General features: G+C 42.9%; 14 protein-coding genes. 12 read left to right on the top strand and 2 right to left on the bottom strand.

All coding sequences use genetic code 11. The annotated features are described in order from the left end of the window. Window positions 1-35: 35 nt before the first annotated feature. From LY624_RS17015 to LY624_RS17005, 3 genes are read left to right on the top strand one after another with little or no spacing between them, the layout of a single operon-like run. Window positions 36-542, top strand: coding sequence for a ZrgA family zinc uptake protein (locus tag LY624_RS17015; RefSeq protein ID WP_341803560.1), 507 nt, complete (start codon window positions 36-38; stop codon window positions 540-542). After that, window positions 539-1,006: a Fur family transcriptional regulator gene (locus LY624_RS17010; RefSeq protein WP_341803559.1), complete on the top strand. Its 468-nt coding sequence runs from the start codon at window positions 539-541 to the stop codon at window positions 1,004-1,006. Before LY624_RS17015 ends, LY624_RS17010 begins: the two co-directional genes overlap by 4 nt. Before the next feature lie 44 nt (window positions 1,007-1,050). Continuing rightward, a complete protein-coding gene (locus tag LY624_RS17005) occupies window positions 1,051-1,461 on the top strand; it encodes a MerC domain-containing protein (protein ID WP_237120205.1) in 411 nt (136 codons plus the stop codon). A gap of 48 nt (window positions 1,462-1,509) precedes the next feature. Here the strand turns inward: LY624_RS17005 and LY624_RS17000 are convergent, their stop codons facing one another. Beyond that, complete coding sequence (locus LY624_RS17000; protein WP_130150987.1) at window positions 1,510-1,755, bottom strand: DUF3297 family protein; 246 nt, start codon at window positions 1,753-1,755, stop codon at window positions 1,510-1,512. Between the two features lie 292 nt (window positions 1,756-2,047). Between LY624_RS17000 and LY624_RS16995 the strand changes: the two genes are divergently transcribed. From LY624_RS16995 to tkt, 4 genes are all read left to right on the top strand, one after another. Next, window positions 2,048-4,129 (top strand): TonB-dependent siderophore receptor, encoded by a 2,082-nt coding sequence (locus tag LY624_RS16995; protein ID WP_341803558.1) that lies wholly within the window; start codon window positions 2,048-2,050, stop codon window positions 4,127-4,129. Beyond that, the gene (locus LY624_RS16990; protein WP_341803557.1) at window positions 4,119-5,264 is read left to right on the top strand and encodes a DUF1624 domain-containing protein; all 1,146 of its coding nucleotides are present in this window, start codon (window positions 4,119-4,121) and stop codon (window positions 5,262-5,264) included. The genes LY624_RS16995 and LY624_RS16990 overlap by 11 nt, the downstream gene beginning before the upstream one ends. A gap of 195 nt (window positions 5,265-5,459) precedes the next feature. Further along, window positions 5,460-5,822: a hypothetical protein gene (locus LY624_RS16985; RefSeq protein WP_237120208.1), complete on the top strand. Its 363-nt coding sequence runs from the start codon at window positions 5,460-5,462 to the stop codon at window positions 5,820-5,822. 146 nt (window positions 5,823-5,968) lie between these two features. After that, window positions 5,969-7,969 carry a transketolase gene (gene tkt / locus LY624_RS16980; RefSeq protein ID WP_341803556.1) on the top strand — a complete coding sequence of 667 codons (2,001 nt, stop codon included), beginning with the start codon at window positions 5,969-5,971 and terminating at the stop codon, window positions 7,967-7,969. Window positions 7,970-8,092: 123 nt separating this feature from the next. Here tkt and tal read toward each other — a convergent pair whose 3' ends face one another. Then, window positions 8,093-9,046 carry a transaldolase gene (gene tal / locus LY624_RS16975; RefSeq protein ID WP_341803555.1) on the bottom strand — a complete coding sequence of 318 codons (954 nt, stop codon included), beginning with the start codon at window positions 9,044-9,046 and terminating at the stop codon, window positions 8,093-8,095. 231 nt (window positions 9,047-9,277) lie between these two features. Here tal and LY624_RS16970 point away from each other — a divergent pair, with 231 nt between their 5' ends. The 5 genes from LY624_RS16970 (at window position 9,278) to LY624_RS16950 (ending at window position 15,149) form a co-directional block, all read left to right on the top strand. Further along, window positions 9,278-10,930 carry a ribulokinase gene (locus tag LY624_RS16970; RefSeq protein WP_063700831.1) on the top strand — a complete coding sequence of 551 codons (1,653 nt, stop codon included), beginning with the start codon at window positions 9,278-9,280 and terminating at the stop codon, window positions 10,928-10,930. Continuing rightward, complete coding sequence (locus tag LY624_RS16965) at window positions 10,927-11,622, top strand: L-ribulose-5-phosphate 4-epimerase (protein WP_063528078.1); 696 nt, start codon at window positions 10,927-10,929, stop codon at window positions 11,620-11,622. Before LY624_RS16970 ends, LY624_RS16965 begins: the two co-directional genes overlap by 4 nt. A gap of 23 nt (window positions 11,623-11,645) precedes the next feature. Next, window positions 11,646-13,145 carry an L-arabinose isomerase gene (araA, locus tag LY624_RS16960; RefSeq protein WP_055198523.1) on the top strand — a complete coding sequence of 500 codons (1,500 nt, stop codon included), beginning with the start codon at window positions 11,646-11,648 and terminating at the stop codon, window positions 13,143-13,145. Window positions 13,146-13,281: 136 nt separating this feature from the next. Then, window positions 13,282-13,866, top strand: a complete 585-nt coding sequence (locus LY624_RS16955) for an HAD family hydrolase (protein WP_138599120.1) — start codon at window positions 13,282-13,284, stop codon at window positions 13,864-13,866. A gap of 71 nt (window positions 13,867-13,937) precedes the next feature. Then, entirely contained in the window at window positions 13,938-15,149 is a 1,212-nt protein-coding gene (locus tag LY624_RS16950) for an aldose epimerase family protein (protein WP_341803554.1), read from the top strand.

The following is a 15,149-nucleotide window of genomic DNA, read 5'->3' as shown; positions in this document are numbered from 1 at the left end:
CAGTATGTTGATAGCGGGGTAATGAAGTGGGTGGGGTGATCAAAGCAGCAAAATTAGCAGTGATAGGCTTTATAGTTGGATGCGTTTTTTCAGCTCAAGGGCATCAACACCATCACCATTCACATGGTGAGGGAGTGCTTTTTGTGGTTCATGATCAAGATAAATGGCAGGTTAAGTTTATTTTGCCAGCTGGAGATATTTTTGGTTTTGAACATCAGCCCGAAACAGCCCAGCAAAAGCAGGTCATTAAAAAAACATTAGCCAAATTAGAAAATTCACAGCAGTTAGTGACATTTAACACCCAGTGCGAGCTTATTGATTCAAACGTTGAAAACCCATTTGAACAACACACTCATCATTCACATAACGATCTTGAAGTTGAGTATTCGTTTAGCTGTGAAAAGTCCGTTTCTACAGTCACAGTCACTTTATTTGAATGGGCTAAAACGATATCTGTTATCGAAGCGCAGTGGATCACAGAGCAAGCACAAGGAATCGAAGAGCTGACGGCAGCTAAACCTTATATTGAGTGGCCGCTATGAATAAGCAGCGATTAACCAGCACACTTAATAAAGCAAAGCAGGTTTGCCTTGAACATGGCAGAAAATTCACGATTCAACGCAAACAGATACTGCAAATATTGCTAACCACAGACGTGCCGCTATCAGCCTATGAACTGGTCAGTTGCTACAAGCTGCGTACAAGCTCGAGTGTCTCTGTTATGTCTGTTTATCGCATCTTGAGCTTTTTAGAGTCGGTAAACCTTGTTCGCAGGCTTAATAGTGCTAACAAATACATCGCTTACGATGCTGGCAGTGAGAGTTTCAACGATGATCTTTCTTTGTTTTTAATTTGCCGTCATTGCCAAAAGGTTGAAACACTTACTGTTTCACAGAACGATGTTGCAACGCTATTCCCTCATTTTGCTGAGGTGGGTTTTACCTCACAAACAACGCAATTTGAAATGATGGGAGTATGCAATGAGTGCCAAGCAAAAATTGCTTGATGCACTTTTATTATTCATGTGTTCTATTTTGTAGGGATTATTCAATGAAATTACAATTAATGATGGACAAGTTTGCTATCGGGTTATCAGCTATGTGTGCTATTCACTGCTTAGCTGTGCCTGTGTTACTCGTGTTATTACCGAGCACTGCTGTGCTTGGTTTAGGTAACGAGCAGTTTCATTTTTGGATGCTTGCCGCGGTACTTCCTAGTAGCTTACTTGCATTAGTTCTGGGTTGCAAAAAGCATAAAAAGTATCGGTTTTTTATGTTTGGTGTGGTTGGTCTCTTACTGCTTGTGATAGCCGTTTATTTTGGTGCAGGAAGACTAGGAGAAGTTGGTGAAACGGCTTTAACAATATTAGGATCAAGTTTTATTATTTTAGGTCACTGGCTTAACTTTCGCTCATGCAAAACAATAGACGGTAAACATCAATCATGCCAGCAGACTGTTTGAATAAGAGGTGATACCGGCCACATATCTTTTGACCGGTATTGGTTTCGCTTATTTGTAGAAAACTTCTACAGTACCTTTTACTTTTAATAGTAAAGGTTGGCCGCGGCGATCAAGCGCTTTTGGAGAAGCGATTTTGATCCAGCCTTCGCTGATATTATATTCTTCAACGTCAAAACGCTCTTTGCCGTTAAGTTTTACACCAATTTCATGCTCGAATACTTCTTCTACGTAGAACTTGCTACGAGGGTTAATCGATAATTGATTTGGTAACTCTGGTTTATTTGTATCTGTCATGATTGCAATACTGTATTGAATAAATTGTGCGCCATTGTAGGCAATCCCAAGCATGGGCTCAAGTAAGAACAGTGCAAATTTGTTTTGTGCCGAGCTTTGAACCTACGATAGTGCTGTTATTAAGTGCACTTTAATTCGCAGCACTCTTTCAAAACTCAATACTTTTGCGGTAGCTACACTAAAATAAGTAGCCAGAAAATAGAATTTAATGATTTGTTATACTATATCAAATTTGCCTATTGTGTTATTTTATAACAAATCATTTTAATCAATATTTTTAGCTAATCAACTTATGAAGTATTCAACCCTATTTCTTGCCTTAGCAGCGGCGTTTGCTACAACTACACACGCTTCTAACAGCGATATCGAAACAATCACAATTGAACACAAGCAAGCCTTTCGTGGTGATATACCAACAAAAGATTTACCGCAGTCGATCACCACATTAAGTAAAGACATGATGATTGATAATGGTATTACCAAGTTTCGTGATGCGCTGGACTTTTCTGCCAGCATTAGCCGAAAAAATAATGGTGGGGCGCTGTGGGACAGCTACTCAATTCGTGGTTTGTCGGGTAATGAGAATATGCCATCAGGCTACTTAATCAATGGCTTTAGTGGTGGTAAAGGATTTGCAGGCCCTCGTGATGTTTCAAACATTGAATATATTGAAGTATTAAAAGGGCCTGGCTCTGCGTTGTATGGCCGCTCAGAGCCCGGTGGTACCGTAAACATTATTACTAAAAAGCCACAGTTTTATCAGCAAGGGCAACTTCAAGCCGAGTTGGGTAGCGATGACCACAAACGTATTCAAGGCGATTACACCAATGGCCTGACTGATGATTTAGCGTTTCGCATAAATGGTGCTTGGCAAGACAGCGATAGCTTCAGAGATCATGTGCATCACGATAAATTTGTGATCACCCCATCACTCTATTATCAAGTTAATGACAAATCATCGCTGACGTATGAATTTGAATATGTTGACCAACAGCAAATGTATGACCGTGGCATTGTGGTGTTAAATGGTGACTTTGATACCGTGCCAGAGTCGCGCTTCTTAGGTAACCCAAATGATGCACCAACCAAGGTACATTCTCGCGGTCATCAAATTAACTATAACTACGATTTTAATCGTCAGTGGTCATTGCTGGCAGGGGCTAACTATCGTGCTGCAACGCTAACAGGGCAGTCTTCAGACGCTGAATTATCACCTTCTCGTCAGTCATTGTTTGATGATGGCAGAACCTTAACTCGCCAACACCGATACCGTGATTATGAGTCTGAAGATACCTCGGTGCGTTTCGAATTAAGTGGTCATTTTGATATTGCGGGTATTACTAATCACGTACTCATAGGTGCTGATGCGTATGATTATGAGCTACGTACGGGGTTATACCGTTACCGTGGTGGTTATGGCACTTATACAATTGATATCCATGAGCCTGATTACAGCACTGGTGAAGGTCCAGAAGTGGCTATGCAATACGAAAATAACGAAGAGCAAAAAGCTTTCGGTATCTATGTGCAAGATCAGCTCGACCTAACCGATAACTTAAAAGTCATGCTAGGTCTACGCTTTGATGAAATTGAGCAAGACATTTTCGAAACTAAGTCGGCTATAGCTTCAAACAGTAAAGAGAACCGCATTAGTCCTCGTTTTGGGGTTGTATATACAATTAATAACGACATTAACGTTTACACAAGCTACTCAGAAGGGTTCTTACCACTAAGTGGTACCGATGCTGAGGGTAAGCCATTCGGTTTTGAAGAAAGCGACTCGTTTGAGGTGGGAGTTAAATTTAGCTATGCCAATATCAGCGGTACCCTTGCTTATTTTGATGCGAGTAAGAGCAATATGCTGGTGGCGGACCCTGTAAATGTCGGTTATTCAACGCCTGTAGGTAAAGCAAATAGTACAGGTTTTGAGTTAGACCTAACAGGCTCATTGGGCGATAACACTGAGTACAACCTATCTTATGCTTATGTTGACGCTGAGACAGCAACAGACAGCTTAAATGTTGATTGGTTAGTGCCAATTCCTAAAGGCAGCCCTCTTGTGAACGTACCAAAAAATAATCTTTCGATTGGTTTAAACCATGACTTAAGTGTATTTTCACAAGACATAAAGATTGGTGGTCATTATCAATATGTGTCTGACCGTTTAGGTGACCCTGCTGATTTAACCTTCCGTTTGCCGAGTTATCAAACGGTAGGCTTGTTTGCCAAATGGCGAGCAACAGAACGCACAACGGTATCACTGAATGTTGATAATGTGTTTGATGAAAAGTACATTGCAAGCTCATACAATGCCTTGTGGGCCTACCCTAGTGCGCCTACGCAATTTAAACTGGGTGTGAGCTATGACTTCTGAGCAAGTTAAAAGCCGTATTCACAGTATCGACATCATGCGTGGTGTCGTTATTCTATTGATGTTACTTGATCATGTGCGAGAGCGGTTTTTCTTGCACATGCAGGTAGCCGATCCTATGGTAGTTGATACCACGTCACCAGGACTTTTTTGGAGTCGTTTTGCCGCACATTTTTGTGCGCCAACTTTTATCTTTTTAACCGGTTTATCGGCGTGGCTTTATAGTCACCCTGCAAGTGGTGTAGCGCGCTCAGCGCAAAGCTTCTTGGTTAAGCGAGGGCTGTTTTTAATCGCCTTAGAAGTGACTCTCATTTGTTTTTCGTGGATGGGTTACTACCACACTATTTGGCTGCAAGTGATGTGGGCGATTGGTCTATGCATGCTGGTCTTAGCGTTATTAATAAAACTGCCACGTAATGTGTTATTAGTACTTGGTTTAGCTATTGTGTTTGGTCATAACTTACTTACCCCAATCAGTTTTACGCCTGATGAGTTTGGTTATTCGCTGTGGACGATTTTGCATGATCGAGGCTATCTATTACAAGGTGGCTTAATCGATATAAAAATTAGCTACCCAGTGCTGCCTTGGATTGGTGTGATTTTACTGGGTTATTGCGCAGGGCCACTATATGCACATACGCAAAAAGCGCAGTCTCGTAAACGAGCACTGCTGCTGTTAGCAGTATTATGTGTAGGCTTATTTGCTGTGCTGCGTGGCTTTAATATCTATGGTGAAACCCTACCTTGGCAAACCTTTAGCACCGCAACACAAACCATGATGTCGGTATTCAATGTCACTAAATATCCGCCGTCACTGAGCTTTTTGCTTATCACTTTAGCAGGTATGTTTGTTGGTTTATGGGTATTTGAAAGACCACTTAATCGCATCACCAATGCACTCCGTGTGTATGGCTCTGTACCTATGTTCTTTTATATTTTACATCTCTATGTATTGCTAGTGATGTATCAAATAGGTATTCAGGTGTGGGGGGCAAACCAAGGGCAACATTTAGGTGTTAATGATATATCAGGTATTTGGCTTATCACTATCGTATTAGCCGTTGGGCTTTATTGGCCAACTAAGAAGTTTAGTGAATATAAGCGTAAGGCTAACAAACCTTGGCTTAAATATTTATAAACTCATCAATGCCGACATGCCTATGCATGTTGGCATTTCTTAGGAACTGTTGATTAAAATTGTTTAAAGTAAAAATTAGAAAAGTTATCAAAAGGTAAAATATTGGTTAAATTAATATCAAATTCGTATTTTTAATACTTCTTCACTACTGTATGTTATTTGTACCACTTTTGGTAGAAAAATAAGGATAGTAAAATGAAAAAAGTATTAACATCAATAGGATTACTCGCCGCTAGTGTTTTTTCAGTTCATGCAAGCGCAGATACAATGGAATGTTATGTCGATACGCAAGCATATGATCAATACACACCAAATCGTTGTTTTGCACTAGTATATGGTCAAACATATGCAACAGCAGTGTTTCGTGTAGTAGGAGATGGTTCAACGATTGATAGTGTTATTTGGTCTAATGATGCATCATCGTGTGGAACATCAGGTACGTCTTGTTCATACCAAATCCGAGCATTTCGACCAAGTAAAGCGGAAGCGACAATTCTGTATGCAGATGGCCGCTGGAGCAAAGTGTCGGCGACAGCTTCTTTTGAAGATGGTCGTTAAAACTTAAATCTTACGGATCGATTCAATAGGCTGGCTTGTACCAGCCTATTTAGTATTCACTTATACAATAAAGCGTTTATTAAGTTGCCTTATCAGTCACTTTTTGCGATATTATTTATATTATAATATTAACAGGAAGCTAAAAGATGACCCTGCCTAGTTCTCAATCTGCAAATGCTATTCGCATACTTGCTGTCGATGCCGTTCAACAAGCCAACTCTGGCCACCCTGGTGCGCCTATGGGTATGGCTGATATTGCAGCTGTATTGTGGCAAAACTTTCACCGCCATAACCCATTAAATCCTGACTGGTCTAACCGTGACCGCTTTGTGTTATCAAATGGCCATGGTTCAATGCTTCAATATGCATTGTTACACCTAAGCGGTTATGACGTAAGCATCGAAGATATTAAGCAATTCCGTCAGCTTCACTCTAAAACACCGGGTCACCCAGAATATGGTTACACACCGGGTGTTGAAACAACGACAGGCCCATTAGGTTCTGGTATTGCTAACGCAGTTGGTATGGCCATCGCTGAAAAAACCTTAGCCGCGCAATTCAATAAGCCAAAGTTTGATATTGTTGATCACTTCACTTACTGCTTCATGGGTGACGGCTGTTTAATGGAAGGTATCTCGCACGAAGCATGTTCGCTGGCAGGTACGTTAGGTCTAGGCAAGCTAATCGCATTTTGGGATGACAATGGCATCTCTATCGATGGTGAAGTAGAAGGTTGGTTCACCGACGATACGCCTGCACGTTTTGAATCTTACGGCTGGCAAGTTATCCGTGATGTTGATGGTCACGATATGAATGCAATTGCCGGTGCAATCGAAGCGGCACAAAGCAATACTACGCAACCAACACTAATCTGTTGTAAAACAGTGATTGGTTTTGGCTCGCCAAATAAATCAGGTAGCCACGATTGTCACGGTGCACCACTGGGTCACGACGAAATCGCTGCAGTACGTGAGCAGCTAAATTGGCCACACCCAGCATTTGAAGTTCCACAAGAGGTTTATAACGAGTGGAATACCCAAGCAAAAGGCCAAGAGCTTGAAGGTGCATGGCAGCAAAAGTTTGCAGCTTATAGCAAAGCACATCCTGAACTTGCAAAAGAATATACACGTCGTGTTCTTGAAAAAGCATTACCAGCTAACTTCGCTGAATTAGCTGATGAGTACATTGCTAAATGCCAAGCCGACATGCAAAACATTGCGACACGTAAGGCATCACAAAATGCGATCACTTTCTTTGCTAACCAGCTTCCAGAATTAATGGGTGGCTCTGCTGACCTTGCCGGTTCTAACTTAACCTTATGGCCAGAAGCAAAAGGTTTACAAGATGCTGCTGATGGTAACTACGTGTTCTATGGCGTACGTGAGTTTGGTATGAGCGCAATCATGAATGGTATTGCATTACATGGTGGCTTCATTCCATTTGGCGCAACCTTCTTAATGTTTATGGAATACGCACGTAATGCTGTACGTATGGCAGCATTAATGAAAGCACAGAGCATTTTTGTGTATACCCATGACTCAATCGGTCAAGGTGAAGATGGCCCAACTCACCAACCAATCGAGCAAATCGCTAACCTTCGCATGACACCAAACATGACTGCATGGCGTCCGTGTGATGAAACTGAAACAGCAGTAGCTTGGCGTCAATCGTTATTAAAAGAAACAGGCCCAAGTTCACTGATCTTCAGCCGTCAGGGTACCAAAGCAATGACACGTGATGCACAGCAAGTTGCTGATATTGCAAAAGGGGGTTATGTACTTGTTGATAGCGAACAAGCTGCAGAGCTTATTCTTATTGCAACGGGTTCTGAGGTAGAACTAGCTGTGAATGCTGCTGCTGAGCTAAAAGCACAAGGCAAGCAAGTTCGCGTGGTATCTATGCCATCAACGAATCAGTTTGACAGCCAAGACAAAGCATATCGTCAAAGCGTGCTACCAGCTGGTACACCAAAGATTGCTGTTGAAGCGGCACACCGTGACTTCTGGTTCAAGTATGTTGGCCAAGATGGTGATGTACTAGGCATGGACACATTTGGTGAGTCAGCGCCAGGCGCGGTATTGCTTGAGCATTTTGGTTTCACAGTGGCAAACCTAGTTGCAAAAGCAAACGCATTGCTTGCTGAATAATGTGACTGGCGAAAAAATTATCGTAATCGCAACACGATAAGCCTGCCTTTGTGATGATGTGTAGGTAATAAAAAAAGCCCGCAAACCTTGGTTTTCGGGCTTTTTGCTGCTTAAACAATCGGTTTAAACTAGTTCGCTTAAGATTGACTCTAGTTTCTCTTGGTCAATTGCGAATTGACGAATACCTTGGCTTAGCTTTTCAGTTGCCATAGCATCTTCATTCATTTCCCAGCGGAAAGCTTGCTCAGTCATGGCTGCTGGCGCTTCAGCTTTTTCTGTTGCTGGTAATAGTTTTTGAGTTAAAGGTGCGTCAGTTGCGGCTAGTTCAGCAAGTAACTTAGGGCTGATAGTTAAACGGTCACAGCCTGCTAGTTCTTGGATTTCACCAATGTTACGGAAGCTTGCGCCCATTACAATCGTGTCGTAGCCGTGCTTTTTGAAGTAGTTGTAGATATGCGTGACTGACTTAACGCCCGGATCGTTAGCACCGTCGAAATCAGCACTTGCATCTTGTGCTTTGTACCAGTCAAGAATACGACCAACGAATGGTGAAATTAGGTAAGCACCTACTTCGGCACAAGCGCGTGCTTGAGCAAATGCAAATACCAGCGTTAGGTTACAACGGATACCTTGCGCTTCAAGTACTTTAGCCGCTTGAATACCTTCCCATGTTGAAGCAATTTTGATTAACACGCGCGATGTGTCGATACCTTGCTCTTTATATAGAGCAACAAGCTCAAGTGCTTTATCAATGGTTGCTTGAGTATCAAATGATAAACGCGCATCCACTTCTGTTGAAACTAAACCCGGCACTTGCTCCATTAATTTAGAGCCAATTAATACCGCTAGCTTGTCGGCTGCTTTTGTTACAACTTCAGCTGCGTCACTGCTTTGTGCTTTTGCCCATAATACGGCTTCGGCAGCAAGTGGGCGATATTTCTCAATTTGAATCGCGTTTAAGATTAGTGATGGGTTTGTTGTTGCATCTTGCGGTTTATATTCGTTGATTGCTTCAAAATCACCCGTGTCAGCAACAACGGTTGTCACTGCTTTAAGTTGTTCTAATTGACTAGACATAGTTATCCCATTCTTATCATACAAAAGTTAATGTAGTGGCTTTAACCTATTATTTGTGCTGAAAAAACAATCTAATCTTCCAGAGAAACTGCGCAATAAATCGCCCGCCAGCAGCAAATAATCCTGTTAATAATATTTTTATAATACCTTTACAATCTGGTATTGTTGATATTATCATACAAATAAAGATAATGACTAACAATGTTAGTAAGCAATTAGTGAAAGGTAATTATGTCTCGTTATACGTTGGGATTAGACTACGGGTCAGACTCGGTAAGAGCATTACTCGTTGATGTTGCGACTGGTGAAGAACTTGCCAGCCATTTAGTAAACTACCCGCGCTGGGCACAAGGCTTATATTGTGACCCAAGTAAGGATCAGTTTCGTCAGCATCCACAAGACTATATTGATAGCCTTGTAGAAGTAGTAAATGGTCTATGGTCACAAGTTCCAGCGGGTACTGCAGACAAAGTCGTGGGTATGAGCTTTGATACAACTGGCTCAACGCCTGTGGCAATTAATAGCCAAGGTACACCACTGGCATTAACTGAAGAATTTGCAGAAAACCCAAATGCAATGTTCATTTTGTGGAAAGACCATACGTCTATTAAAGAAGCAAATGAAATCACTGCAGCTGCCACTAACAACGATGTGAACTACCTTTCACATATGGGCGGTATCTACTCTTCTGAGTGGTACTGGGCCAAAGCATTACATATTTTCCGCGTTGATAGCAGTGTAAAAGCAGCCACTTATTCATGGGTTGAGCACTGCGATTGGATGACCGCGCTAATGTGCGGCACAACACACCCTGAAGTATTAAAGCTAGGGCGTTGTGCAACGGGCCACAAACAAATGTGGAACGAGCAGTGGGGCGGTTTCCCACCAAACAGCTTCTTCAGCAATATCGACCCACTATTAGATGGTGTTGTTGATACGTTAAATGCAACCACAGAGCCAAGCGACCAAGTTGCCGGCAACTTAACTGCTGAGTGGGCCGAGAAGCTAGGTTTACCACAAGGTATTGTTGTTGGTTACGGTGCATTTGACTGTCACATGGGCGCAGTAGCAGCCAATGTTCGCCCTGGTGTTCTAACCAAAGTAATGGGTACTTCAACCTGTGACATCACTGTAACGTCTCAAGAGCAGCTAGGTGATACTTGCGTTAAAGGTATTTGTGGTCAAGTTGACGGCTCAGTGATCCCTGGAATGGTTGGCTTAGAAGCTGGTCAATCTGCGTTTGGTGATTTATACGCATGGTTCAAGAACCTCGTACTTTGGCCAACTCGCCAACTTACAAATTTATCTGACGCTGAGCAAGCGTTAGTTAACAAGCTAGAAGACTCAATCTTAGTTGAGTTATCAAAAGCGGCAGCTGCATTGCCTGTAACAAGCAACGATGTAACGGCGCTTGATTGGGTAAATGGTCGTCGTACGCCAGATGCTGACCAAAGCGTAGCCATGGCATTAACAGGCTTAAAAATGGGCACTGATGCACCTAAGTTCTTCAAAGCGCTTGTTGAAGCAACTGCGTTTGGCGCACGTGCTATCACTGAGCGTTTCCGTAGTGAAGGCGTGCCAATCGAGTCTGTGGTCGTTATCGGCGGTATTTCTAAAAAATCAGACTACGTAATGCAAACCTGTGCTGATGTTTGGAACTGTCCAATCGACGTTTTAGAAAGTGAGCAAAGCTGTGCATTGGGTGCGGCAATTATGGCTGCGGTTGCTGCAGGTGAGCACGCAACAGTGGCAGATGCTCAAAAAGTAATGGCGTCGTCAGTATGTCATCAGTACTTACCAAACCCTGAGCGCGTTGCTGTGTATGACGAGCTTTATGCTAACTACCAAGCACTTGCAAGCTATGTAAACGGAGACAAAGCATGAGTTTTACTGAACTAAAACGTGAAGTCTATGAAGCGAACATGGAGCTGCAACGTCGTGGCTTAGTGATTTATACCTTTGGTAACGTATCGCAAATCGACCGCGACAAAGGCGTAATTGCGATTAAACCAAGTGGTGTATCGTACGACCAAATGAAAGCCGATGACATGGTAATCGTCGACCTTGAAAACAACATTGTTGAAGGGTCTATGCGTCCGTCTTCTGACACTAAAACACATGTTCATTTATATCGCCACTTTGATTCAATTGGCGGTGTAACACACACGCATTCGACCTATGCAACTGCATGGGCGCAAGCAAAGCAAAGCATTCCTTGTCTTGGCACAACTCACGCTGACTATGTACACGGTGACATCACCTGTACTCGTGAGCTAACCGATGAGCAAGTGAATGGCGATTATGAATTAGAAACCGGTATTCAAATTACTGATGCGTATCAAGACCGCGATCCGAAAGCTGCACCTATGGTGATTGTTGCGGGTCATGCGCCTTTCACGTGGGGTAAAGATGCCGCTCAGTCTGTATACCATGCCGCGCTACTCGAAGAGATTGCACGCATGGCGTATTTAACACGCACTTTAGATCCACACGCAGCTGAACTTAAAAAAGCAGTGATGGATAAACATTATCTACGTAAGCACGGTAAAAACGCGTATTACGGTCAGAGCAAATAGCAAGAATTTAGAGGATTATTAACATGACGACGATGACGAAAGAAGTCTGGTTTGTTACCGGCTCACAACATCTTTATGGTCCTAAGGTGTTAGAAACGGTTGCCAAAGACAGCGAAGCAATTGTAGCGGGCTTAAACAGCGAAGCTAATCTACCAGTAAACTTGGTATGTAAGCCTACCGTTAAGTCACCTGAAGAAATTCACGCTGTTTGCCAAGCGGCAAATACGGATCCTAACTGTGTTGGCTTAGTATTATGGATGCACACTTTCTCACCTGCGAAAATGTGGATTGCTGGCCTAAGCGAATTACGTAAGCCTTGGTTACACCTACATACTCAGTTCAATGCAGCCCTTCCTTGGTCTGACATCAACATGAACTACATGAATACGCACCAAAGTGCACACGGTGACCGTGAGTTCGGTTTCATCGGTACTGTAATGCGTAAAGAGCGTAAAGTTGTTGCAGGTCACTGGCAACGTGCTGACGTACAACAGCAGTTAGATGACTGGTGTCGTGCGGCAAAAGGTTGGGCAGAAAGCCAAACACTTAAAGTTGCGCGTTTTGGCGACAACATGCGTCAAGTTGCAGTTACTGAAGGTAACAAAGTTTCAGCGCAAATTACTTTTGGTTATGAAGTACACGCGTTTGGTGTCGCTGAGCTTGTAAAAGTGGTTGATACTATCACTGAAGAAGAAGTTGATGCACAGTTAGAGCTTTATAAGCAAGACTACGTAATTGCTGACGAGACTCTACAAGACGATTACGCAGTGAAAATGCTACGCAACGAAGCACGTTTAGAGCTTGGTATGGAGCGTTTCTTAGAGAAAGGCGGCTTTAAAGCATTCACTAACTGTTTTGAAGACTTATCAGGTCTTTCTGGTCTTCCAGGTCTTGCTACACAGCGCCTAATGTCGAAAGGCTATGGTTACGGTGGTGAGGGTGACTGGAAAACAGCTGCTATGGTTCGCATCATGAAAGTAATGGGTGAAGGCCGTGACGGCGGTTGTTCATTCATGGAAGATTACACTTACAACATGGGTGAGACTGACCAAGTACTTGGCGCGCACATGTTAGAAGTGTGTCCTTCAATTGCAGCACAAAAACCACGCCTTGAAGTTCACCAACACACTATCGGTGTGAAATGTGATGTAGGTCGTTTATTGTTTACTGCAAAACCGGGTGCTGCAATCAACGTATCACCAATTGATATGGGTAACCGTTTCCGTATCTTAATCAACGAAGTAGACACAGTGGCTCCGCCAGCTGATTTACCTCACTTACCTGTTGCTTCAGCGCTTTGGGAACCAAAACCAAATCTATCTGTAGCATCAGCTGCATGGATCCACGCCGGTGGTGCACACCACACTGCATACAGCCAAGCAGTAACAACCGATATGATTATCGATTTTGCTGAAATGGCTGGCGTTGAAACTATGATCATCGATAACGATACGACGATCCGTGGTTTCAAAACAGAGCTTCGTCATAACGCAGCTTACTACATGCTAAAACGTGGCCTGTAAGAATTAGTACTTTATGTACTAGAACGTGCTGTGTGTGAGCACGTTCATCCCAAATTTTGTTGTCGATTAAGCCAGTGATGAGCCACGCTCTTCGCTGGCTTATGCTATTGTGAAGCGAAACTTTTTAGGAGTAGATATGATCGATTTAAGCGCCTACCAAGGCATTATTTTTGATATGGATGGCACCTTAATTGACTCAATGGGCAGTCACTTACAGGCATGGCAAAAAGCTTGCGAAGCCTATGGCTACCCATTCGATTACGACTATATGTACAGCTTAGGTGGCATTCCGACCGTTAAAACAATTGAAATGCTTAACGAAAAATTTGGTTTAGAACACGACCCTCTAGTTGTGGCAAAAGATAAACACCAGTTTTGGGTTGATTTACAGCACCAACCACTGGTGATTGACGAAACCGTCGCAGTACTTGAAAAGTACCATGGTGTATTGCCAATGGGCGTGGGCACGGGGGCTGATCGCGAACATGCAATTGATCATCTAACAGATACGAATTTAATTAATAAAATAGGTGCCTTAGTGACTGCCAGTGATGTTAGTAAAGGCAAGCCGAACCCAGAAACATTCTTAAAAGTGGCAGCGCTTTTAGGTGTTGAACCAAGTAAATGTGTGGTGTTTGAAGACACGCAAATTGGCTACCAAGCCGCCAAAAGTGCGGGGATGGATTGCATCATGGTGAAAGACGGCAAAATCCAACTTTAGCGATTAAATTTGCAATGACACCTACATTTGTATTATAAAACTATAAATAAAATTACAAAAAGGTTATTCATATGTCATTGCAATGTGTTTTCCAAGGTTTAAAAACAACTCATCAAACAGCCAGTTCGAACACGAAAAAGTCGCGCGGGCTTTATGCATTGTTGGTGACATGTGGGATTGCCCTTACACCAGCGTGTGCTCATCAAGGAGACAACATGACGACTTCCCCTTCAGCATCAATGACGGCCTATGGCGTACTTGCTGATCAAACCCCAGTTAATCAAGTAACGCTGACTAACAGCAATGGTATTAGCGTTGATGTGATCAACTACGGCGGCATTATCACGCGTATTGAAACGCCAGATGCAAAAGGCGAAATGGGTAATATTGTACTGGGTTTAGATAACCTAGAAGCATACACAAAAGCGACAACTTACTACGGTGCAATCATCGGGCGTTTTGGTAACCGTATCGCAAACGGTAAATTTACGTTAAATGGCACTGAATACCAATTAGCAACCAACGACGGTGACAACCACTTACATGGTGGTGTGCAAGGCTTTGATAAGAAAGTATGGAACATGACACCGTTCACGACGCAAAACAGCGCAGGTGTTACCTTAAGTTTAGTGAGCCCTGATGGTGACCAAGGTTACCCGGGTGAAGTGACGACAGAAGTGACTTACACGCTAACGAATAACAACACGTTAGATATGCAGTTTATTGCTACGACAAGCAAGCCTACCATCATCAATATGACGCAACACAGCTACTTTAACCTAGCGGGTAAAGGCGACATTCTTGATCACCAAATGCAAATTAACGCAAAAGCAATTACGCCTGTGGATGGCGGCTTGATCCCAACTGGTGAGTTGATGGATGTGGCTGGCACACCGTTTGACTTCCGTAAAGCTAAAGTAATTGGTCAAGATATCAAAGCAAGTAACGAACAACTGAAACTTGGTAAAGGTTATGACCATAACTTTGTGCTTAAAGACACGCCAAGCAATGAACTTATTGAAGCAGCGACGGTTTACGAAGCAAACTCTGGCCGTACGTTAACAGTTTACACAGAAGAGCCTGCAGTACAGTTTTATTCAGGTAACTTCTTAGACGGTAGTACTCAGCAAGCGTCTGGCTTAGTGCATAATTTTAGAAGTGGTTTTTGTTTAGAGCCACAGCATTTCCCTGATGCACCTAATCAGCCAACGTTCCCAAGCACAACATTACTGCCAAGTGACGTGTATTCAACACGCATCGTGTACGAATTTGGTACAAAATAA

It is taken from the genome of Pseudoalteromonas sp. N1230-9 (assembly GCF_032716425.1).
Classification (GTDB): Bacteria; Pseudomonadota; Gammaproteobacteria; order Enterobacterales; family Alteromonadaceae; genus Pseudoalteromonas.
This window is presented reverse-complemented; position numbering and strand designations above follow the sequence as displayed.